A 20,639-nucleotide genomic window follows, 5' to 3' on the forward strand; every position below is an offset into this window, starting at 1 on the left:
TGGAGATTTGAGGTTTGAATCCGATGAATTCAGCCTGGTGCAAATCCGAATTTTATCTGTTAACGTTTAGAAATGTGGTTAATGACTTCGGTCTAGTTCAAAAGCCAGTCATAACCTCTTTCTTCGAGCTCCAAGGCAAGGGTTTTGTCGCCTGTCTTGATGATTTTTCCGCCTGCCAAAACGTGCACGAAATCGGGCTGGATATAATCTAGAAGCCTTTGGTAATGCGTGATGAGTAATACCGCATTGTTTTCATTGCGGAATGAGTTTACACCATCAGCAACGATTCTCAGCGCATCGATATCGAGACCGGAATCGGTTTCATCCAGGATAGCCAATTTAGGATTCAGCATCATCATCTGGAAGATTTCATTTCTTTTTTTCTCACCGCCGGAGAAGCCCTCATTAAGTGATCTCGAAAGAAAATCACGCTTGATGCCTAATTTTTCAGAGTTTTCACGGATCAGCGCTAGCATTTCCTTTGCCGGCATATCTTCGAGTCCGTTTGCTTTGCGTGTTTCGTTCAGGGCTGCCTTTATGAAATTCGTTACAGAAACACCCGGAATCTCTACCGGATACTGAAAAGACATGAAAATCCCTTTGTGTGCGCGGTCTTCCGGCGCGTCTTCCACGATATTCTCGCCACGGAACAGGATTTCTCCTTCTGTAACTTCGTAATCTTCCTTTCCGGCGATTACAGATGAAAGTGTTGACTTCCCTGCGCCGTTCGGTCCCATGATGGCGTGAACTTCGCCCGGATTTATCTGGAGGTTAATCCCTTTTAAAATTTCTACGCCGTCTTCAATTTGCGCATGTAAGTTGTTGATTGCTAACATAATAATTTTCATCAACGCAGCAGCTTAATTTAAAACTGCACCGTTTGCTTTTTAGTTTTTAAATAATCTGTAAATCCTTAGCCCACACTGCCTTCAAGTGATATTTCCAACAGTTTTTGGGCTTCAATGGCAAATTCCATCGGTAATTTATTCAGTACTTCCTTGCCGAAACCATTAACGATTAGTGCAATTGCTTTTTCAGTATTGATGCCACGCTGGTTGCAGTAAAAGATTTGATCTTCCCCGATTTTCGAGGTTGTTGCTTCGTGCTCCAGTTGTGCGCTTGGGTCCTTGATTTCGATGTAAGGGAAAGTGTGCGCGCCACATTCGTTGCCCATCAGAAGCGAATCACATTGTGAAAAGTTCCGCGCGCCTTTCGCAGACGGCATTACTTTCACTAGACCGCGGTAAGAGTTATTTGATTTTCCGGCGGAAATACCTTTGGAAATGATCGTTGATCTGGTGTTTTTGCCGATGTGGATCATTTTCGTGCCCGTATCAGCGAACTGATGGTTGTTTGTCACCGCAATCGAATAGAATTCACCGATCGAGTTGTCACCTTTCAGGATGCAGCTCGGATACTTCCACGTTACTGCAGAACCGGTTTCAACCTGGGTCCACGAAATTTTAGCTCTTTTTTCACAGATGCCACGCTTGGTAACAAAGTTGAAAACGCCACCGTTTCCTTCGGAATCACCGGGGAACCAGTTTTGTACTGTGGAATATTTTATTTCAGCATCATCCATCGCGATTAGCTCTACCACAGCGGCATGGAGCTGGTTTTCATCACGTGCCGGCGCCGTGCAGCCTTCGAGATAAGATACATAGCTTCCCTCGTCAGCGATTAGTAATGTTCTTTCGAACTGGCCTGAACCTGATTGGTTGATTCGGAAATAAGTGGAAAGTTCCATCGGACATTTCACACCTTTCGGAATGTAGCAGAAGCTGCCGTCTGAAAACACCGCCGAATTTAGCGCTGCATAGAAATTATCGCCGCGTGGAACCACTTTCCCGAGGTATTTTCTCACAAGATCCGGATGTTCCTGGATGGCTTCCGAGATTGCGCAGAAAATAATTCCTTTTTCCTTTAGTGTTTCCTGAAACGTTGTCTTTACCGAAACTGAGTCGATTACGATGTCCACCGCTACGCCCGCAAGTCTCTTCTGTTCTTCGATGTTGATCCCCAGCTTCTCAAATGTTTTCAAAAGTTCCGGATCTACTTCATCAAGACTCGCCAATTCAGGTTTTTTCTTCGGTGCTGCGTAATATCGGATGGCCTGAAAATCCGGTGATTCATAACGAACGTTTGCCCACGTAGGCTCATCCATTTTTTGCCATATCCTGAAAGCTTCAAGTCTCCATTCGGTCATCCATTCCGGCTCATTTTTTTTAGCCGAAATCATCCGCACTACATCTTCATTCAGCCCGACAGGGAAGTCCTCGTATTCAATGTCGGTTTCCCAACCGTATTCGTATTTCTGGTTTTCAAGATCGACTCTCAGGTCGTCTTCTGTATATTTTGACATAATATTTTATAAACTGAAAGATTCACCACAACCGCAGGTTCTGTTTGCATTCGGGTTGTTGAATATGAAACCTTTACCGTTGAGGCCGCCGGAATATTCCAAAACAGTTCCGGCTAAATATAGAATCGACTTTTTTTCAATGATGATCTTGATCCCGTTATCTTCAAAGACCTGATCGGAATCTGACCGCTCACTGTCGAACTTTAACACATATTCCAATCCCGAGCAGCCGCCACTTTTCACGCCCACTCTTATATAGTCTTCAAAAGGCCGGAATCCATCTTCAGTCATCAACTGAATCGCTTTTTGCTTTGCCTGGTCGCTTACCTTAATCATTGTTTTTATTTAGACTTATTTTAGATTGCAAAATTACGCAATATATAATGAATAACAAATTAGGGTCTACAGATTTATCTATTGCAGCGATAGGATGAGCTTGATTTAACTAACCTGGAAAATTTAAATCAAAAAACTATGAAAAAATTCCTACTGCTCGCACTTTTCTTCTCGGTACAAAGTCTTTCGGCACAGGCCGCGCGCTTTATTTATCAGGTTTCAATGAAGCTTGATTCCACGCAGCGTGGTGACATAAAAACGGAGACCGCAATTTTGGATGTTTCCCCTGCGAAATCGGTTTTCTTTGCCGAAAAGAGAATCCAGCGCGATTCGGTTTTTGCACGTGCCCGCCAAACCCGCGGCTCCGGATTTGACCGTTCACAGATGGAAAATCTCCGCTCAAATATGGATTATGTTGTAGAAAAAGATTTTGCAAACGGAACGAAGACATTTATCGGCCGAATTGCGCGAAACCAGTATTCTTACACCGAAGACCGGCCGTTGGAGTGGACGATTTTGCCTGAAACTGCCACCATCGGTGCATACAAAACACAAAAAGCTGAAACACAGTTTGCAGGCAGAACCTGGTACGCATGGTTTGCGAACGAAATTCCGTTTCAGGACGGACCGTACAAGTTTTCGGGACTTCCGGGACTTATCGTGAAAGTGGAAGATTCAAAGGGCGATTATTCTTTTGACCTTAAAGAAACGCGCAAGGTTGACGAAATTCAGAATGTAAGTTCGCAAGGAAATGTACTGAAAATCAGCCGCGAGGGTTATGAGAAGCAGCTCGAGAACTACCGGAAAGATCCTGTAGCTGCTATGCAGGCGGGTAGAGCGCCGGGTCGTGGCGGAGCGGGGAATCAGGATCCCAACCAACGTCGGCAAGTCGAGAGCAGACTTAAGGATGAAATTCAAAAAAACAACAATCCAATTGAGCTAAAGTAGTTGATGTGATACCAATCAACATTTTAAAAATCTGTTATTGATTTAAAATTGCTAATTTTGCTCCCACGTGTCAAAGTCACTTAAAATATTTTTAATTGTACTTGGGTTGGGAATTTTTGTTTTGCCTTCTCAAACACTTTTCGCGCAGGAAACTGAGCAATGCTGTGACGCGTCCCAAAATCAATCTGAATGTTGTGATACACAGACTTCGAAACCTTGTCACGACAGTTCGGGCAAAAAAAAATCAGACAAAAACAATTGCGGCAATGATTGTTCAAACTGCCATTCGTGCGTTGTGAGCATGGTTTTTACATCCTTTTCCCCGGGAAATGTACTGGAAGATATGACGGTTTTCGTCTCAAACGAACCGGTTTATCCATCGAAAGTTCAGTTTTTCACCTCTCTTTTTCATTCGATTTGGCAGCCGCCGAAACTCGCTTAATTTATTGCTTTACAGCCTGAAGAATATTCTTTAAGGCCATTTTATATACATAAATTAACGAATTTCAATAGAAAATGAAAATTTTATTTAAAAGCTTTCTGGCTTTTACCCTTTTATTTACCCAAATTTTATTCGCGCAAACGCTTAATTCAACTTTTAAAGTAAAAGGCGAATGCGGAATGTGTAAGGAACGCATTGAAACGACTGCCAAAAAAGCAGGCGCCCAAACAGCAACCTGGAACGCTGAAACCCAACAGCTTACCGTAGAATTCGACCAGGCAAAAGTAGCCTCGGATGCTATTTTAAAGCAAATTGCCGAAGTAGGTCACGACAATGAACGTTTCAGAGCTCCCGATGCTGTATATGACGGGCTGCCGGGCTGCTGCCACTATGAAAGAACACCTTCTTTCCCGAAAGCTTCTGAAACTGAACATGCTTCATCTACCGTTTCGCAAGCGCCATCCCTAAAGGAAAACAATCAGTTTTACGTCCGGGGAAACTGCGTGTCATGTAAAAACCGGATAGAAGCTGCCGCAAAGAGTGCGGGCGCAGGTTCTGCATTTTGGGATCCGGAAAAACAGATTGTGACTTTGGATTTTGATGAGTCTAAAACATCTGCAGATGCGATTTTAAAGAAAATTGCGGATGTAGGTCACGACAACGAAAAATATACCGCATCTAATGCCGTGTACGATGCTTTGCCCGGATGCTGCCTTTACGACAGAGCTTTACCGCTAGGCGTAAAAAGTTCGCTGGTACATATGGAGGAAGCTCCGGCGCGAAAAGATTTTACGCAACATGCTGACCATGTTGACAAAACCATCGAAGAGGTGAAAGTGGTTCGGCTTGGCGACGCGACAGCTTTAAACAAAAAAGAAACCGGCCTCACCTTCAACATCAGTTCAAAAGAATTGCTGAAAGCGGCCTGTTGCAACCTTTCAGAAAGTTTTGAAACCAATGCAACTGTGGATGTGTCATTCAGCAATGCGGTTACGGGAACTAAACAGTTGAAGATGTTGGGCTTAGACCAAAAATACACGTCGCTGACGAAAGAACTTTTACCTTCAATCCGTGGACTTGCATCTCCGTACGGAATGAATCTAATTCCGGGCCGGTGGATTGGTGGAATTCAACTTACAAAAGGTGGAAGTACGGTCACGAACGGCTATGAAGGCATCACGGGTCAGATCAATACGGAACTTTTAAAGTTTCAGGATCAGCCGGAATCAGCTGTAAATGTTTTCGGTGACATCAATTCAAGATTTGAAACCAACATTACGACAACGAGCCTGCTTTCCGAACATTGGAACCAAACCATTCTGCTCCACGGCAACGCTACACTGGCAAAAATGGATACAAATGATGATGGCTTTCTGGACCAGCCGACCGGTAACCAAATAAACGCGGCATATCTTTTAAATTATAATGGTCTCGATCATAATGGTCTCGGCACGCATTTCGGGATCAGTTTTGTGAAAGACGAACGTTTTGGTGGACAGACGAGTTTTGATAAAAACCTCGACCGCTCACAGCAAAGCGCGTACGGCGTGGGTATCGATATTTCAAAATTTGATATCTGGAACAAAACCGGCTATGTTTTTAAAGGTAAACCTTACCAAAGCATCGGTTGGATGAACCAGTTTACCTACCATGAGCAAGACAGCTTCTTCGGACAGCGAAATTACCTTGGAAATCAGAAAACGTTTTATTCAAACCTTGTTTTTGAAAGTATTTTCGGCAATACGAACCACAAATACAAAACCGGCGCAAGCTTTCTGTACGACGATTTTGATGAAGATTACCTGATTCAAAACTACCAAAGGACGGAAACTGTACCCGGGCTTTTCTTTGAATACACGCTGACAGGGCTGAAATATACTTTGGTGGCCGGTGCAAGGACCGATTTCCACAATTTAGCCGGCACGCAGTTTACACCACGGCTTAATTTTAAATATGACCTTTTTCCAAAAACAATCCTGAGGCTTTCTGCGGGCCGAGGCTTCCGTACAGCGAATGTTTTTGCTGAAAACCAACAATATTTTGCTTCGAACAGACAGATTGAAATCACTCAGAACGGCGGCGATATTTATGGCCTAAAACCTGAAATCGCGTGGAATTATGGCCTAAGTCTGCAGCAGGAATTCAAACTGTTTAACCGAAAAGCAACATTGGTGGCCGATTTTTTCAGAACCGATTTCCAGGATCAGGTTTTGGCGGATCTTGATCTGTCGCCGAACAAACTTCTGTTTTATAATCTTGATGGGAACTCATTCGCGAACAGTTTCCAGACGCAAATCGATTTTGTGCCGGCAAAAAACCTCGAGCTGCGGCTGGCCTACAAATATTATGATGTACAGGCTGATTTTGAGGGCGGAAGAAGAGAGATTCCGTTTATGGCTAAAAACCGAGGCTTTTTCAATGCTTCTTATGCAACCGAAAAAACTGATAAAGGTTCTTTCTGGAATTTTGATACAACTGTGCAAATTGTTGGTCCACAGAAACTTCCAAATCTGAATGCAAACCCGGCCGAATTCAGACTGCCGGAATATTCTGCTTCTTTTGCGACTCTTAACGCGCAAATTTCGCGCAATTTCAATAAAAATATTCGTGTATATTTGGGCGGAGAAAACCTCACAAGTTACGTGCAGGAAAGGCCGATCATTGATGCAGCCAACCCTTTCGGAAATTATTTTGACGGTGGAATGGTATACGCGCCGATCATGCCGGCAAATATCTACGCAGGCTTTGACGTTTCTTTTTAATGACTAAATCCAAATCGAAAATGAAGAGATTACCTTTTTTAATGATTATTGCGGCTAGCGTACTTATTGCATGTGAAGCCAAAAAATCGAACGAAGTTCAAACCAAGTCTGCGGGTCAGGCTGCTACTGATTCTACAGCAAGCGCTCAAAACTCTACTGCGCTGCCTGATCAGCAAGTGGCTGAAGTAAACGAAGGTTCACAAGCCAATGCAGGTGCAAAACCGGCCTTGAATCCACCGCATGGCGAGCCTTATCACCGTTGCGATATCCAGGTAGGTGCGCCGATTGACAGCCCAGCGCCTGTGCAACCTGTGGCACCGCCGGTGGCAAGTCCGCAGACAAACAGTTTCAATACAAATCCTATTCAGCCTTCTGTTTCGGCACCGGCACCTTCTGTCTCTTCGAGCGCCGCCATCGGTCCAAAACCGGCTGTGAATCCGCCGCATGGCGAACCGCATCACCGTTGTGATCTGCAGGTTGGCGCGCCTTTAACGTAAACTTTGACTATTTTAAAACAAAAAAATTGCGGAACCGAATCAGTTCCGCAATTTTTATTTGCTTTCAGAGTCACCTACAAATTCCAGGCTTACCGAATTCATACAGTAACGCGTTCCGGTAGGTGGCGGACCGTCATTGAAAACATGCCCGAGGTGTGAGTCGCAGCGTTTGCAGACGACTTCGATTCTTTCCATGCCGAATTTGGTATCGCGGTGGTAGGCAACACCTTCTTTGTCGGCTTCAAAAAAACTTGGCCAGCCGCATGTGGACGAAAACTTAGAATCTGAACGGAAAAGGTGGTTTCCGCAGACGATGCAGTAGTATTCGCCAAGCTCGTCAAACTCATTGTATTTTCCGGTGAAAGGTCTTTCGGTATCAGCCTCTCGCGCGATGGCATATACCTCGGGCGACAGTATTTTTTTCCATTCAGAATTAGGAACATTAAGTTTGGTACGGTCAGTGCGCGAATAGTATGGATTGTTTTTTGTGGTTGAATTTTCCATTTTTAGGGAGTTTTCGGATTTTTTAATCTGTGTACACATCTGCAAAGACGTAAGTACCAGAATAGTGAATAAAATTTTCATAAGTATGAAACTCATTTTTTTTGGAGATAAGTATCCCCGGATGAGTTACCAACCTCAAAATTACTAATTTTGAAATAATGAATGATACGGAAAAGAAACTGCAGCTACGTCGATACAAGGCTTTCGCTACTTCGCTTTTTGTGCTGATGGCAGTGATTTTTATTGTGACGACGGTTTTACAAAAGAATAATCCTGCGCACTGGATCGGCTATATCAGGGCGTTTTCTGAAGCTGCGATGGTCGGTGCACTTGCAGATTGGTTTGCGGTGACGGCGCTTTTCCATTATCCTTTAGGCCTTAAAATTCCACACACAAACCTCATAGAGAACAGCAAGGAAAGAATTGGCGACAATCTCGGCAATTTTGTTGTTTCAAATTTTCTATCGCCGGAAAATATACGTCCGTACATTCAGAAACTAAAAGTTTCTGCAATGGCAGGAAAGTGGCTTTCAAGTGAGCGGAATCAGGACGTTTTGGTAAATGAAATCACAGCCTTGGCTTTTGATATCGTAAACAAACTTGATGATTCCGAAGTGGTAAATTTCATCGCCAATAAAGCACGCGAAATGTCCGACGAGCTGAAAATCAATAAAATAGTAGGAACTGGCCTGGAATATATCCTGACAAATAACGATCATCAGAAATTGATCACTAATCTCTCAGCGCAGATAAAAGATTATGTTTTAGATAATCAGCAGATCGTGCAGCAACGCGTGAAACGTGAAAGCTATTTTCTGATACCAAAATTTGTTGACAGTTCCATTGCGGCAAAGATAACTGACGGTCTGGCTGGCTTTTTCGAGGAAGTGGAAACCGATGCGCAACATTCTTTAAGGTTTGAGATTACGGAAAAACTGCAGGTCTTTGCTGATGAAATTCAGCATTCAGAAAGTTGGAATGAAGATTTTAAGAAAATAAAAAACGATTTTCTACACGACGAAAAATTGCAACAGTATGCCGGCGATATTTGGCTCTCAATAAAAAATGTGCTTAAAAAGGAGCTTGAGACCGAAAATTCGGCTTTAAAAAAATACATCCTGAAAAATATGTCTGAGCTGGCAATCAACCTTCAGTCCGATGAAAATCTACAGCACAAAATCGATCACTGGATCCGCGTGACAGCGTACAAATATATTCTGAAGAACACGCATCAGGCCGCAAATCTGATCAGTTCTACCGTTGGCAACTGGGAAGGCCGCGAACTGAGTGAAAAACTTGAACTCGAAGTGGGTAAAGACCTGCAGTTCATCCGCGTGAACGGTACTTTGGTAGGCGGATTGGTCGGACTGTTGATTTATACCGTCTCGAACTTTTTCCTTTAATTTTTCCTTAAAACTGCCTCATTTATTTCCGTGATCAATCCGGGACCTTCGTAGATAAATCCGGTGTAGAGTTGTACCAAACTAGCGCCTGCCTCGAGTTTTTCGAGCGCGTCTGCAGCTGAATGTATTCCACCTACACCGATTATCGGAAACGCTTTTCCACTCTTTTCGGCAAGAAAACGAATTACTTCGGTTGACCTTTTGGTGAGCGGTTTTCCCGATAATCCGCCTGTTTCCGCTTTTACTGGAGAAATAAGTCCGTCGCGGAAAAGCGTAGTATTCGTGGCAATCACACCCGCAATTTTGGTGTCGTGTACGATGTCGATAATATCGAGCAGTTGGTCATCGCTGAGATCCGGCGCGATCTTCAGCAGTATCGGTTTTGGTTTTGATTGTTTTGAATTTAGATGCTGCAGTGTCGCCAAAAGCTCCGTGAGCGGCCCTTTTTCCTGCAATGCGCGAAGGTTGGGCGTGTTTGGTGAACTCACATTCACCACAAAATAATCAACGTAAGGATACAGTGTTTCGAAACAGTAAACGTAATCGGAAGTGGCTTTTTCATTCGGCGTATCTTTATTTTTGCCGATGTTTCCCCCGATAAGCACATTTTTATTTTTCTTTAAACGCGCTGCGGCGGCTTTCACGCCCTCATTGTTAAAACCCATGCGGTTGATGACCGCAGAATCTTCCTTCAGCCTGAAAAGTCTTTTTTTGGGGTTTCCTGGCTGTGGTTTAGGAGTAAGCGTTCCAATTTCTACGAAACCAAAACCAAGATCCGACAGTTCACTGTACATTTTTGCGTCCTTGTCAAAACCTGCCGCAAGACCAACGGGATTTTTGAATTTTAAACCAAAGACTTCGCGTTCGAGTCTTTTATCCTGAAGTGGTCTTGGGAAAAAGAGTTTGGTGAGAAAACCAAAGTTTTTGAGAATGTAAAATGTAAAATAATGGACATTCTCAGGATCAAATTTGAATAGAAGCGGGCGGATAATGCTTTTGTACATCGGAAAGAAGTTTAGCAAAATTACATTTTTGAAAACATAAGAGCCGAATATTTCTATACTTTTCGCACAAATAAAAAATTCTCCGCCGTTCCGGGTGGAATAGGTGGGCAGTACTGGGCTCGAACCAGTGACCTCTACGATGTCAACGTAGTGCTCTGAACCAACTGAGCTAACTGCCCTAAAATAAAAAAATCTCAGATTTCTCTGAGATTTTGTGGGTCCTGAGGGATTCGAACCCCCGACCCTCTGGGTGTAAACCAGATGCTCTGAACCAACTGAGCTAAGAACCCTTTTTGCCTTGTTTGATTTCTCAAATTTTGGTTCGGCAAATATACGACGTTTTTCTATTTCTCCAAATTTTTTTCGAGAAATTCTCCCACAATAAAGTTGCTTCCGCCCACAAAAATCATTTCATCTTTTTTAATATTCTGTTTTGCAGAAAGATAGGCCGGCTGCAGGCTGTCAAATATTTTATAATTAATTTTAAATCTTTTCAGCAAATCCTCATAGTCCCGGGGATCGCGGCCGCGGTTTACATTCGGTTTGGTAAAATAGTAGGTAGCGTCGCGCGGAAGAATAGCCATTATTTGATCAATTTTCTTTTCCTGCACAAAGCCCAAAATGATATGTTTATGAACCGGAATAGACTCCAACTGTGAAAATACCACCTCCAGGCCGGCCTGGTTGTGCGCGGTGTCGCAAATGATAAACGGATCGGAAGAGAATTCCATCCATCGGCCGGCGAAATTGGTGTTTTTCTGCACGTTCAACAGTCCGCGCTCTATTTGTTCAGCTGAGATTTCGTAGCCAGATGTCTGCAGTTCATTGATTAATGCAAGTACCACTTTTATATTGTGGCGCTGGTAACTGCCGTTTAAATCTGATTTTAAGTCAGATTCCATCAAAGTAGCATCGATGAAATCCGACGCGTTTTCTTTTGCTTTTTCTTCAATTATACGTTTTACTTCCTCATCATTGGACCCCGAAATAACGGGAATTCCGGGTTTTATGATGCCGGCTTTCTCGCGCGCAATCTCCTCTAATGTTTCGCCTAAAATATCCTGATGATCCAGCGCAACGTTTGTGATCGCAGAAACGAGCGGCGTAATGATATTGGTAGAATCAAGTCTTCCGCCTAAACCAACTTCGATGAGGGCAATATCTACATTTCTGAGGCGGAAATACTCAAATGCCATTACTGTAGTGAATTCAAAGAAGGAGGGCTGGATATCAGCGGGCAACTTCTTGAGTTTTTGAATGAAATCAAATACAAATTCCCGGTCGCAGTTCTGGCCGTCAATCTTTATGCGTTCAGTAAAATCGATTAGGTGAGGCGAGTTGTAAAGTCCGGTTTTGTACCCGGCTTCCTGCAATATGGAAGAAAGCATATTGCTTGTGGATCCTTTGCCGTTGGTCCCGCCGATGTGCACCATTTTCAGGTTTTGCTGCGGATTTCCGAAGAATTCGCACAGTTTCGTGATGTTTTCGAGGCCCGGTTTGTAGGCTTTTTTTCCGTCTATCTGATAGTTTGGCGCCTGCTCAAACAGCCACGCGACCGCGTTGTCATATTCCTGATTTGTCATGCTGCAAAATTCTCAAAAGTTTTTGGAATTCTGCTTCAAATTTCGAAAAAGGGGGTGTATAAGTCGCGGTCCGCGCTCCGGCCTGAATGGAGCTCTTTTTTGTGGCGTGAGGCAACGAACGCCACGAAAAAAGCGGGAATGGAGGACGGAAAAAGCGCCCGAAAAAAAATCAGAAAGTTATCCGGTAAGTTCCGGTGGACGAAGTGTTCGACCGTTCGGCTTTTACGTACTGCTTCACCCACTGCACCGAGGTTGACACAACGCAAGGATCCGAAGTTCCGCCCGATCTGCGCGCAGAAATCACGTTACCGGCTTTGTCCACGGTGTATGAGATGTTGATGGTTCCGCTCGCCGAGCAACTGTGGGCAGGCTGTGCGCCGCCACGGCCCATGGTTCCGGGGATGAAGCCGATCAGATTACGGTCTACACCGATTTTGCTGTCTCCGTTCCCGTCTCCGCCGAGCGGATCGCCCTGGTTTCCGGTAGTTCCGTTGGTGCCCTGAGTGCCGGGTTTGGTGCCGCGGCCTTTGATCAGATTACCGATCGCCGCGGTTCCTTTGCCGTCTCCGCTACCGGTTTTAGCGTTTGAGGTGCTGTTTTTTGCAGGTGCGGATTTTGGTGTAGAAGCGGTTTTTGGTGTTACATTTTTCGGCGCAGATGCTTTGGTATTTGAACCGGTGATGACTTTTTCCTTAATTACAGGTTTCGGCGCCTCCACTTTGGGTTCGGGCTTGGTTTCAGCAATGGTATTTTCAATCGGTTGAGGTTCCGAAATTTCAGTATTTGCTGCCAAACTGCCTTGCTGATCTGCAGGTTCATCCGAACTTTCACCGTTCTGATTGTCTCCGAAATTAATGAGCATCGTGGTCATCTCGTCCGGTTTTACGGTGATTTTGGTGAATTTATAAAAGAATATTCCCAAAAAAACCATCGCGGATATCAGAAGAGTGATTATCGCACTGTTCCGTCGGTCGCGTTGTTCTGCGTTTTTATGTTGAATACTGTAATTCATTAATTTTCCTGTATGGTCGCAATTGCCAGGTTAAATTTGTGTATTTCCGCGATTCCCATCACGAAAACTACATCTTTGTGGCGGGTATTCTCGTCTGCGCGGATGGTAAATGTAGGATTGGCTTCATCCTTCAAAGCGTTTACCAAAACATTTTCAAGCTGTTCTTTGGGAACTTCCTTATCGTTGACGAAATATTTGCCTTCCGGATTGATCGTAACGGTAGACGGATCCTGCGCACTCACGTTGGTAGCGTGCGCTTTCGGCAGTTTCACATCGATTGCGCTCTGGCTGATGGCTGAACTCGTAATCATGAAAAATATCAACAACAGGAAGATAATATCCGTCATCGATGCCATGCTGAACTCTGCGTTTACGCGGTTTCTTCGTTTTAGTTCCATTTACAGCGGTTTATTTAGCGCATCGAGAAATTCGTTGACATGCGTCTGGATTTTGAGGACTAACCGGTCTACATTCGTCACCAGAATGTTATAGAAGAAGTATGCCGGAATGCCGACAAACAAGCCGACTGCGGTAGTTGCCATCGCGGTGTAGATTCCCGAGGCCAACAGTTTCGGACTTACCGCACCGGTTACATTTGAAATTTCAAAAAATGCCATGATCATACCCACCACGGTTCCAAGAAATCCGAGCATTGGTGCTGCACCGGAAGCGGAAGCCAGGATATTAAGGTTTTTTTCGAGTTTTGAGACTTCAAGTTGTCCCTGATTCTGCATCGCGTTTGAGATATCCGAAATCGGGCGGCCAATTCTCGCCAATCCTTTCTCGATCATTCTCGCTTCGGGAGAATCGATCGTTTTGCAATAATCTACAGCGGTTTGAATCTTGCCTTCCTGCACGAAATCTTTGATGTTTTCGAGGAAATTGGGTGTAGCTTTTGAAGCACGTTTAATGAAAAAGTAGCGCTCAAAGAAAATATACAGGGCCAGAATACCGAGCAAAAAGATTAAAATCATGATGATATTTCCAAGCAGGCCTCCACTGAACAGGATTTCCCAAAGAGAAAAAACGTGTTCTTCTGTGGTTGTATTCATTACTTGAGTAGGAGTCTGTAAAAACATACGGTGGTTTAATTTTAGATTTGGAACAGCAAATGTAGCGCAATATTGCGGGAATGTGCATCAATAAGGACAAAGCCACTCAGGCCTGTCATTAAAATAAGAAAAAATCGGAGGACAGTTCGGGTTTAATCCTCGTCAATCTTTATCTCATCTGGCAGGAAATTGCATTTCAGCTTGAAAGGTATCGGCTCATCAGAACCAGTATAGAAATCGCTGATTTCGCCCTGCCAGTAAAGATGAAGTCCTTTTTCGGCTTCGTTGCAGAAATTGAGTTTATTGTTGAAAACATAAGCATCTTCATCATCAAACAGGTCAACTTCAGTGAAGAAATTTTCGTCAGAATCTTCCACTTCAAAGGTTTTACCTTCTAACACGTCATCTTCTATAGGGAAATCGCTTACAGAGAGGCGAAGTTGCGGGAAATTGTACTGCAGAGAATCATCATCCACATGCTCCACCGAATCATCGGTAAGGATTTCGACTTCCAAAAAATGTTGTTTGTTGATATAAACCGCTTTGCAGTAGGTTCGGTCCAGGTTATACTTAAGGGTTTCTTCAGGATGGTAGATTTTTAATATCCCTTTCATTTCTTAGAACAAAATGCGTTAACTGATTGATGATTAAACTTGTGAAGCAAAGATAAAAAATTGATTGAATGTGCAAAGTTTTTTAAGAAAACATCAGGCGCCAGGCGCAGATTCTTTTAAATCAAAGCAATATTGAGAGATGTGTTTAAAAAACTATAATTTAGCATAACAATAATTTTTATGAAAGTAAATCTTTTTCACACTTTATTTCTGGCGGTGACCGCAGCAGCCGTCATGAGTTGTAAAAAAACCGACTATCCGCTTACCCGCGAGACACCTGCGGAAATAGATTCCATTGCAGCCAACTATTACGAGAATTACCTGAAACTTTATCCGCTGGAAGCTACTGCACAGGGTGATTTGAGATATAATGACCAGTTGCCGGTGAACATCGATAAAGATTTTATCTCCGGTGAGATATCATTTTACAATTCGGTGCAGAACCAAATGAAAAAAGTGGAGTATGATAAGCTTTCAGACGAAAAAAAGACCGTTTATGACGTTCTTGATTATACATTAAAAGACAAAATTGAGCGCTACGCCTACCATCCGGAATACATTCCGTTCACGCAGTTTGGCGGTTTGCCGCTTGATTTGCCGTTATTGGGCAGCGGCCAGGGAAGTCAACCGTTTAAAACTGAAAAAGATTATACTGACTGGCTGGTTCGTGCGCGTAAATTCCCGTTGTGGATGGATACTGCCATTGACAATTTCCGTGAAGGAATTGCGCAGAAACACACTTTGCCGAAGAAACTTGTTGCGAAGATGATTCCACAAATGTCTGCTGATGAGATCATTACCACAGACCTTGAAAAAAATATCTTTTACGGACCCGTGAAGAATTTCCCGAAAAACTTTACCGACGCCCAAAAGGAGAAATTCACGCGTGAGTACAGCGACTTAATTACGAAAACATTGATCCCGACTTACCAAAAAATGGCCTACTTCCTCGAACAGGAGTATCTGCCGAAAGCCCGCGACACCGATGGAATAAATGCGATGCCGAACGGAAACGAAATTTACGCCTACTACGCCAAAAGCTGGACCACCACGAATCTTACGCCCGATGAAATCAACAAAACCGGTATCGCAGAGGTGGCGCGTCTTAGAGCTGAAATGGAGAAAGTGAGGCAGCAGGTTAATTTTGAAGGCACTTTGGAAGAATTCATCACGCATGTGAAGACCGATCCGAAAGCCTTCCCTTACAAGACGGCGGATGAAGTGCTGGGCGGTTTTAATGCTATTTTGAAAAAAATCACGCCAAAACTGAACACAATGTTCAGCGTAACTCCGAAAACACCGTTCGAAATCCGGCAAACGGAAAAATTCCGGGAAGCTAGCGCAAGCGCTGAGTATATGCCCGGAACACCCGACGGAAAGCGCCCCGGAATTTTCTACATCCCCATTCCGGATCCAACTAAATTCAATGTGACTTCCGGCATGGAATCGCTCTTTTTACATGAAGCCATTCCGGGTCACCATTACCAGATTTCGCTGCAGCAGGAGAATATGTCTTTGCCTAAATTCATGCGTTTTGGCTGGTTCGGCGCCTATGGTGAAGGCTGGGCACTTTATACAGAATCGCTCGGGCCGGAGTTTGGTCTTTACACCGATCCTTACCAGAAAATGGGCTCGCTGAGTGACGAAATGCTGCGTGCAGTGCGTTTGGTAGTCGATACCGGACTTCATACCGGCACTATGAACCGCGAAGAGGCCATCCGTTATTTCCTGAGCAATATTTCCTATGACGAAGCGGCCGCAACAGCGGAAGTTGAGCGTTATATGGCCATGCCGGGACAGGCTTTAAGTTATAAGATAGGTTCCCTGAAAATTCGTTCCCTGCGCGACCAGTACCAAAAACAGCTGGGTGCAAAATTCAGTTTAGCCAAATTCCACGATGAAATTTTAAATCAGGGATGTTTGCCACTGGATGTGTTGGATCGCAAGATGCAGCTTTGGGCAAAAAGACAGTAACTTCAAGGTGAATTTGAATTATTAAAGTGAAGCCATTTGGCATTTTCTTCCCAAACCGTTTGAGATTGATGAGTTGATCGCTAAAGTCTCCGCGTTACTTCCAAAAAAAGACTAATTTTTGTCGGGGAAGAGCATTCGCGTGATAGAGTCTCTCTCCTGGCTGCCTCTTGCCGGGGAATATTCGCGGCCATAAAATATAATCTGCAGATGTAGTTTATTCCAGGCTTCACGCGGGAAAAGTTTCTTCGCATCATTTTCGGTTTCAATGACGTTTTTGCCCTCGGTCAGTTTCCACTGTTTCATAAGTCGGTGGATGTGCGTATCCACCGGAAATGCCGGTACGCCAAAAGCCTGGCTTATCACCACCGACGCGGTTTTGTGACCCACGCCCGGCAATGCTTCCAATTCGTCGAAAGTTTGCGGCACAATTCCGTTGTGGTTTTCCACCAGCATTTCGGCCATGCGTTTTAGGTTTTTGGCCTTCGTGTTTGCTAAGCCAATTTCTTTGATCAAATATTTAATCTCATCTTCTTCCAGCGCGGCCATTTTAAAGGGGTCGCCGGCTACCTCAAAAAGTCTAGGCGTGATCTGGTTTACTTTTTTGTCCGTCGCCTGTGCGGAAAGTGCCACAGCAACCAGAAGTGTAAAGGCATCCCTGTGGTCCAGCGGAATCGGAACCTTGGGATACAGTTTTTCAAGTTCCGTCATTACCGTCAGCGCTCTTTGCTTTTTTGTCATTTAACCTTTAAATTTGAGCTAAAATACTAATTATGCTAAAAGTAGGTGACCAACTTCCGCAGTTTGAAGCGTTAAATCAAGATGGGGAAACAGTGAAATCTCAGGATTTTCTGGGTAAAAAGCTCGTTGTTTTCTTTTATCCAAAGGCAAATACGCCCGGTTGCACAGCCGAAGCGTGCAACCTGAACGATAATATTTCGCAGCTTGCAAAAGAAGGTTTCCAAATTTTAGGAGTTTCCGCAGATGCGGTAAAAGCGCAGAAAAAGTTCCACGAAAAATTTGGCTTTCAGTATCCGCTGATTGCGGATGAGAGCCGGGAAGTTTGTGAAAAATTCGGTGTGTGGCAGCTGAAGAAATTCATGGGCCGCGAATTCATGGGAATTGTGCGCACCACTTTCATCTTTGATGAAAGCGGCATTTGCATCCGCGTAATCGAAAAAGTAAAGACCAAGGAAGCGGCGAATCAAATTTTGGAAAACTAAGTTTAGCTCAACATTCTCTGCGCTTTTTTAACGCCTTCCACCAAAATATCGATTTCTTGAAAAGTATTGTACACCGCAAAACTCGCCCGTACGGTTCCCGCGATGTCGAAATGTTTCATTATCGGCTGCGTACAGTGATGTCCGGTTCTCACGGCGATGCCCATTTTGTCAAGAATCATCCCAACGTCCGACGAAATTCCGACACCTTCAAGGTTGAACGAAGCTACGCCCGTTCTGTTGGCTTTTTCACCATAAATTTTTAAACCTTCAATTTGCAGTAGCTGCTTTTGAGCATAATCAAGTAATGCATTTTCATGGTTCTGCAAAGCTTCACGGCCGATGCTCTCCATAAAATCTACCGCGGCACCAAGTGCGATATTTCCACCTACATTTGGCGTTCCGGCTTCAAATTTAAATGGTAAATCCGCGTAAGTTGTCTTTTCAAAAGAACATACCGCGATCATCTCGCCGCCGCCATGAAAAGGCTGGATTTTGCGCAAGATTTCTTCTTTGCCGTAAAGAATTCCGGTACCCATTGGTGCGTACATTTTATGCCCCGAAAAGACGTAGAAATCACAATCCAGTTGTTGCACATCGATTTTGAAGTGTGGCACCGCCTGAGCGCCGTCAATCACAATAATCGCTTCGGATTTTCTGCGCGCTTCTGCAATGATTTTTTCAATCGGATTTACGACGCCAAGCGCATTTGAAACGTGATTTACGGAAACAAGTTTTGTCCTTCCGTTGAGGTTTTCCTCTAAATAATCCAGTTGCAAAACGCCGTTTTCATCGATAGGAATCACCTTCAGTTGGGCGCCCGTTCTTTCACAAAGCATTTGCCACGGAACAATGTTCGAGTGGTGCTCCAGATGCGAAATCAAGATTTCGTCTCCTTCTTTAATCAAGCCGGTTAATGAATAGGCAATCAGGTTGATACCTTCGGTCGTTCCTTTTGTAAAGATGACCTCAAAATCGTTTTTAGCATTGATGAATTTCTGGATCTTTCTGCGTGAAAGTTCCATTTCTTCGGTCGCGAGCTGACTCAAGGTGTGAATGCCGCGGTGAACGTTCGCGTTGATTTCAGAATAGTAACGGTTCCAACTTTCAAGAACAGAAACCGGCTTCTGCGAAGTGGCCGCATTATCCAGATAAACCAAAGGTTTACCGTTAACTTTCTGGTCTAAAATCGGGAACTGGATGCGGATATCTTGAAGGTCGAACATATTGCTTATTTAGAATGCCTCAAATTTACGGATTTTATTCGGGCTTCCCCAAGCCGTGTACTGATGGTCTTTAGCCAAAAAAAGTCCCGAAAAATCCGGGACTTTAATTTTAACAATATATTCAGCTTAAATCTTCGAAAGCAGATTTCTGAAGTTTGTCTTTTCATCGATAATCCTGCGTAAATCAGCTACCGGAACTCTTTCCTGCTGCATCGTGTCGCGGTCTCTCAATGTTACCGTATGATCGGTCAGTGTATCATGGTCAATCGTGATGCAGAACGGCGTCCCGATCGCATCCTGACGGCGGTAACGCTTACCGATGCTGTCTTTGTCTTCATAAATCATATTGAAGTCAAATTTCAGGTCGTTAAAGATCTTTTCACCGTATTCTGCAAGACCGTCTTTCTTCATCAAAGGTAGAATTGCAGCTTTTACCGGAGCCAAAGCTGGCGGAAGTGACAGCACAGTTCTTTCGGAACCGTCGTCCAAAACTTCTTCTTTAAGTGAGTTGGAGAAAATGGCCAGGAACAAACGGTCCAAACCAACCGAAGTTTCCACTACGTAAGGAATGTAATTCTCGTTTCTTTCCGAATCAAAATACTGTAATTTTCTGCCGGAGAATTTTTCATGCGCTTTCAAATCGAAATCAGTTCTGGAGTGTATTCCTTCCAGTTCTTTAAATCCGAACGGGAATTTGAATTCAATATCTGCCGCAGCATTCGCGTAATGTGCGAGTTTTTCGTGATCGTGGAATTTATAGTTATCTGCGCCCAAACCTAAAGCCAGGTGCCAGTTCAAACGTTTCTGTTTCCACTCTTCGTAGAAACTGAGCTCAGTTCCCGGTGGAACGAAAAACTGCATTTCCATCTGTTCGAATTCCCGCATTCTGAAGATGAATTGTCTGGCTACGATTTCATTTCTGAAAGCCTTACCGATTTGTGCAATTCCGAATGGCAGCTTATGACGTGAAGTTTTCTGAACATTTAAGAAATTCACAAAAATTCCCTGCGCCGTTTCAGGTCTTAAATATAAATCAGTTGCAGAATCTGCGGAAGCACCTAATTTGGTTCCGAACATTAAGTTGAACTGACGAACATCCGTCCAGTTTTTGGAACCGGTGTCAGGATCAGCAATCTCAAGTTCTTCGATCAAAGCTTTTACATCCGCCAGATCTTCATTTTCCAAAGATTTCGCCATTCTGGAGAGAATGGTTTTCTGCTTTTCGCGATATTCCAGAACGCGGCCGTTTGTGGTTTCAAATTCATTTTTATCAAAAGCATCGCCAAATCTCTTTGCAGCTTTATCAATTTCTTTCTGTGCTTTTTCTTCCAGTTTTGCACAGTAATCTTCCAGCAAAACATCGGCTCTGAAGCGCTTTTTAGAATCCTTATTGTCGATCAGAGGATCATTAAAAGCGTCTACGTGGCCGGAAGCTTTCCAGATCGTTGGATGCATAAAGATGGCAGAGTCGATGCCCACGATGTTTTCGTTCATCTGCACCATGGCTTTCCACCAATATTGCTTGATGTTGTTTTTCAGTTCAGCACCATTCTGTCCGTAGTCGTAAATTGCTGAAAGTCCGTCATATATTTCACTCGAAGGAAAAATAAAGCCATATTCCTTAGCGTGCGAGATCAGTTTCTTGAAAACATCTTCCTGTTTAGCCATCGTTAATTAGTATTTGCAGCAAAAATAGGGAATTT

The 20,639-nt window shown here is 43.8% G+C and carries 19 protein-coding genes and 2 tRNA genes; 6 read left to right on the top strand and 15 right to left on the bottom strand.

Annotated features, from left to right (window positions below; genetic code table 11):
• Window positions 1–92: 92 nt before the first annotated feature.
• The 3 genes from sufC to QEP06_RS07410 all read right to left on the bottom strand — a co-directional run bounded on the left by sufC (window position 93) and on the right by QEP06_RS07410 (window position 2,698).
• The gene (gene sufC / locus QEP06_RS07400; RefSeq protein ID WP_285270075.1) at window positions 93–836 is read right to left on the bottom strand and encodes a Fe-S cluster assembly ATPase SufC; all 744 of its coding nucleotides are present in this window, start codon (window positions 834–836) and stop codon (window positions 93–95) included.
• A 77-nt stretch (window positions 837–913) separates the two neighbouring features.
• Window positions 914–2,362 carry a Fe-S cluster assembly protein SufB gene (gene sufB, locus QEP06_RS07405; protein WP_285269711.1) on the bottom strand — a complete coding sequence of 483 codons (1,449 nt, stop codon included), beginning with the start codon at window positions 2,360–2,362 and terminating at the stop codon, window positions 914–916.
• Between the two features lie 6 nt (window positions 2,363–2,368).
• Window positions 2,369–2,698, bottom strand: a complete 330-nt coding sequence (locus QEP06_RS07410; protein ID WP_251832493.1) for a HesB/IscA family protein — start codon at window positions 2,696–2,698, stop codon at window positions 2,369–2,371.
• 138 nt (window positions 2,699–2,836) lie between these two features.
• On the opposite strand from QEP06_RS07410, the gene QEP06_RS07415 reads away from it, so the two are divergent.
• From QEP06_RS07415 to QEP06_RS07425, 3 genes are all read left to right on the top strand, one after another.
• Complete coding sequence (locus QEP06_RS07415) at window positions 2,837–3,646, top strand: GLPGLI family protein (protein ID WP_285269712.1); 810 nt, start codon at window positions 2,837–2,839, stop codon at window positions 3,644–3,646.
• A 516-nt stretch (window positions 3,647–4,162) separates the two neighbouring features.
• Complete coding sequence (locus QEP06_RS07420) at window positions 4,163–6,850, top strand: TonB-dependent receptor domain-containing protein (RefSeq protein ID WP_285269713.1); 2,688 nt, start codon at window positions 4,163–4,165, stop codon at window positions 6,848–6,850.
• Between the two features lie 20 nt (window positions 6,851–6,870).
• Window positions 6,871–7,347: a hypothetical protein gene (locus tag QEP06_RS07425; RefSeq protein WP_285269714.1), complete on the top strand. Its 477-nt coding sequence runs from the start codon at window positions 6,871–6,873 to the stop codon at window positions 7,345–7,347.
• 54 nt (window positions 7,348–7,401) lie between these two features.
• On the opposite strand, the gene msrB is transcribed toward QEP06_RS07425, so the two are convergent.
• Window positions 7,402–7,890: a peptide-methionine (R)-S-oxide reductase MsrB gene (msrB, locus tag QEP06_RS07430; RefSeq protein WP_285270076.1), complete on the bottom strand. Its 489-nt coding sequence runs from the start codon at window positions 7,888–7,890 to the stop codon at window positions 7,402–7,404.
• A 119-nt stretch (window positions 7,891–8,009) separates the two neighbouring features.
• On the opposite strand from msrB, the gene QEP06_RS07435 reads away from it, so the two are divergent.
• Window positions 8,010–9,254 carry a DUF445 domain-containing protein gene (locus tag QEP06_RS07435; RefSeq protein WP_285269715.1) on the top strand — a complete coding sequence of 415 codons (1,245 nt, stop codon included), beginning with the start codon at window positions 8,010–8,012 and terminating at the stop codon, window positions 9,252–9,254.
• Here QEP06_RS07435 and QEP06_RS07440 read toward each other — a convergent pair.
• The 8 genes from QEP06_RS07440 to QEP06_RS07475 all read right to left on the bottom strand — a co-directional run bounded on the left by QEP06_RS07440 (window position 9,251) and on the right by QEP06_RS07475 (window position 14,519).
• Window positions 9,251–10,258 carry a quinone-dependent dihydroorotate dehydrogenase gene (locus QEP06_RS07440; protein WP_285269716.1) on the bottom strand — a complete coding sequence of 336 codons (1,008 nt, stop codon included), beginning with the start codon at window positions 10,256–10,258 and terminating at the stop codon, window positions 9,251–9,253. The genes QEP06_RS07435 and QEP06_RS07440 overlap by 4 nt on opposite strands.
• 104 nt (window positions 10,259–10,362) lie before the next feature.
• A tRNA-Val gene (locus QEP06_RS07445) sits at window positions 10,363–10,437 on the bottom strand.
• Window positions 10,438–10,473: 36 nt separating this feature from the next.
• Window positions 10,474–10,548, bottom strand: a tRNA-Val gene (locus QEP06_RS07450).
• Window positions 10,549–10,602: 54 nt separating this feature from the next.
• The gene (locus QEP06_RS07455; RefSeq protein ID WP_285269717.1) at window positions 10,603–11,841 is read right to left on the bottom strand and encodes a bifunctional folylpolyglutamate synthase/dihydrofolate synthase; all 1,239 of its coding nucleotides are present in this window, start codon (window positions 11,839–11,841) and stop codon (window positions 10,603–10,605) included.
• Between the two features lie 169 nt (window positions 11,842–12,010).
• Window positions 12,011–12,853 (bottom strand): ferric siderophore ABC transporter substrate-binding protein, encoded by an 843-nt coding sequence (locus QEP06_RS07460; RefSeq protein ID WP_285269718.1) that lies wholly within the window; start codon window positions 12,851–12,853, stop codon window positions 12,011–12,013.
• A complete protein-coding gene (locus QEP06_RS07465; protein ID WP_285269719.1) occupies window positions 12,853–13,251 on the bottom strand; it encodes an ExbD/TolR family protein in 399 nt (132 codons plus the stop codon). Before QEP06_RS07465 ends, QEP06_RS07460 begins: the two co-directional genes overlap by 1 nt.
• On the bottom strand, window positions 13,252–13,905 hold the full coding sequence (locus tag QEP06_RS07470; protein WP_285269720.1) for a MotA/TolQ/ExbB proton channel family protein: 654 nt from the start codon (window positions 13,903–13,905) through the stop codon (window positions 13,252–13,254).
• A 152-nt stretch (window positions 13,906–14,057) separates the two neighbouring features.
• Window positions 14,058–14,519, bottom strand: a complete 462-nt coding sequence (locus QEP06_RS07475) for a hypothetical protein (RefSeq protein WP_285269721.1) — start codon at window positions 14,517–14,519, stop codon at window positions 14,058–14,060.
• A gap of 180 nt (window positions 14,520–14,699) precedes the next feature.
• Here QEP06_RS07475 and QEP06_RS07480 point away from each other — a divergent pair, with 180 nt between their 5' ends.
• Window positions 14,700–16,493 (top strand): DUF885 domain-containing protein, encoded by a 1,794-nt coding sequence (locus QEP06_RS07480; protein WP_285269722.1) that lies wholly within the window; start codon window positions 14,700–14,702, stop codon window positions 16,491–16,493.
• A 111-nt stretch (window positions 16,494–16,604) separates the two neighbouring features.
• On the opposite strand, the gene nth is transcribed toward QEP06_RS07480, so the two are convergent.
• Entirely contained in the window at window positions 16,605–17,231 is a 627-nt protein-coding gene (gene nth, locus QEP06_RS07485; RefSeq protein WP_285269723.1) for an endonuclease III, read from the bottom strand.
• 32 nt (window positions 17,232–17,263) lie between these two features.
• Between nth and bcp the strand changes: the two genes are divergently transcribed.
• The gene (bcp, locus tag QEP06_RS07490; protein ID WP_285269724.1) at window positions 17,264–17,713 is read left to right on the top strand and encodes a thioredoxin-dependent thiol peroxidase; all 450 of its coding nucleotides are present in this window, start codon (window positions 17,264–17,266) and stop codon (window positions 17,711–17,713) included.
• 2 nt (window positions 17,714–17,715) lie between these two features.
• Here bcp and QEP06_RS07495 read toward each other — a convergent pair whose 3' ends face one another.
• Complete coding sequence (locus tag QEP06_RS07495) at window positions 17,716–18,936, bottom strand: aminotransferase class V-fold PLP-dependent enzyme (RefSeq protein WP_285269725.1); 1,221 nt, start codon at window positions 18,934–18,936, stop codon at window positions 17,716–17,718.
• Between the two features lie 126 nt (window positions 18,937–19,062).
• Window positions 19,063–20,604 (bottom strand): glycine--tRNA ligase, encoded by a 1,542-nt coding sequence (locus QEP06_RS07500; RefSeq protein ID WP_285269726.1) that lies wholly within the window; start codon window positions 20,602–20,604, stop codon window positions 19,063–19,065.
• Window positions 20,605–20,639 lie beyond the last annotated feature (35 nt).

It is taken from the genome of Kaistella rhinocerotis, from assembly GCF_030243905.1.
GTDB classification, from domain to species: Bacteria; Bacteroidota; Bacteroidia; order Flavobacteriales; family Weeksellaceae; genus Kaistella; species Kaistella rhinocerotis.

Excerpts from the sequence above, each read along its gene's own strand:
- sufC (WP_285270075.1), bottom strand. The coding sequence starts at position 836 with ATGTTAGCAATCAACAACTTACATGCGCAAATTGAAGACGGCGTAGAA.
- sufB (WP_285269711.1), bottom strand. The coding sequence starts at position 2,362 with ATGTCAAAATATACAGAAGACGACCTGAGAGTCGATCTTGAAAACCAG.
- QEP06_RS07410 (WP_251832493.1), bottom strand. The coding sequence starts at position 2,698 with ATGATTAAGGTAAGCGACCAGGCAAAGCAAAAAGCGATTCAGTTGATG.
- QEP06_RS07415 (WP_285269712.1), top strand. The coding sequence starts at position 2,837 with ATGAAAAAATTCCTACTGCTCGCACTTTTCTTCTCGGTACAAAGTCTT.
- QEP06_RS07420 (WP_285269713.1), top strand. The coding sequence starts at position 4,163 with ATGAAAATTTTATTTAAAAGCTTTCTGGCTTTTACCCTTTTATTTACC.
- QEP06_RS07425 (WP_285269714.1), top strand. The coding sequence starts at position 6,871 with ATGAAGAGATTACCTTTTTTAATGATTATTGCGGCTAGCGTACTTATT.
- msrB (WP_285270076.1), bottom strand. The coding sequence starts at position 7,890 with ATGTGTACACAGATTAAAAAATCCGAAAACTCCCTAAAAATGGAAAAT.
- QEP06_RS07435 (WP_285269715.1), top strand. The coding sequence starts at position 8,010 with ATGAATGATACGGAAAAGAAACTGCAGCTACGTCGATACAAGGCTTTC.
- QEP06_RS07440 (WP_285269716.1), bottom strand. The coding sequence starts at position 10,258 with ATGTACAAAAGCATTATCCGCCCGCTTCTATTCAAATTTGATCCTGAG.
- QEP06_RS07455 (WP_285269717.1), bottom strand. The coding sequence starts at position 11,841 with ATGACAAATCAGGAATATGACAACGCGGTCGCGTGGCTGTTTGAGCAG.
- QEP06_RS07460 (WP_285269718.1), bottom strand. The coding sequence starts at position 12,853 with ATGAATTACAGTATTCAACATAAAAACGCAGAACAACGCGACCGACGG.
- QEP06_RS07465 (WP_285269719.1), bottom strand. The coding sequence starts at position 13,251 with ATGGAACTAAAACGAAGAAACCGCGTAAACGCAGAGTTCAGCATGGCA.
- QEP06_RS07470 (WP_285269720.1), bottom strand. The coding sequence starts at position 13,905 with ATGAATACAACCACAGAAGAACACGTTTTTTCTCTTTGGGAAATCCTG.
- QEP06_RS07475 (WP_285269721.1), bottom strand. The coding sequence starts at position 14,519 with ATGAAAGGGATATTAAAAATCTACCATCCTGAAGAAACCCTTAAGTAT.
- QEP06_RS07480 (WP_285269722.1), top strand. The coding sequence starts at position 14,700 with ATGAAAGTAAATCTTTTTCACACTTTATTTCTGGCGGTGACCGCAGCA.
- nth (WP_285269723.1), bottom strand. The coding sequence starts at position 17,231 with ATGACAAAAAAGCAAAGAGCGCTGACGGTAATGACGGAACTTGAAAAA.
- bcp (WP_285269724.1), top strand. The coding sequence starts at position 17,264 with ATGCTAAAAGTAGGTGACCAACTTCCGCAGTTTGAAGCGTTAAATCAA.
- QEP06_RS07495 (WP_285269725.1), bottom strand. The coding sequence starts at position 18,936 with ATGTTCGACCTTCAAGATATCCGCATCCAGTTCCCGATTTTAGACCAG.
- QEP06_RS07500 (WP_285269726.1), bottom strand. The coding sequence starts at position 20,604 with ATGGCTAAACAGGAAGATGTTTTCAAGAAACTGATCTCGCACGCTAAG.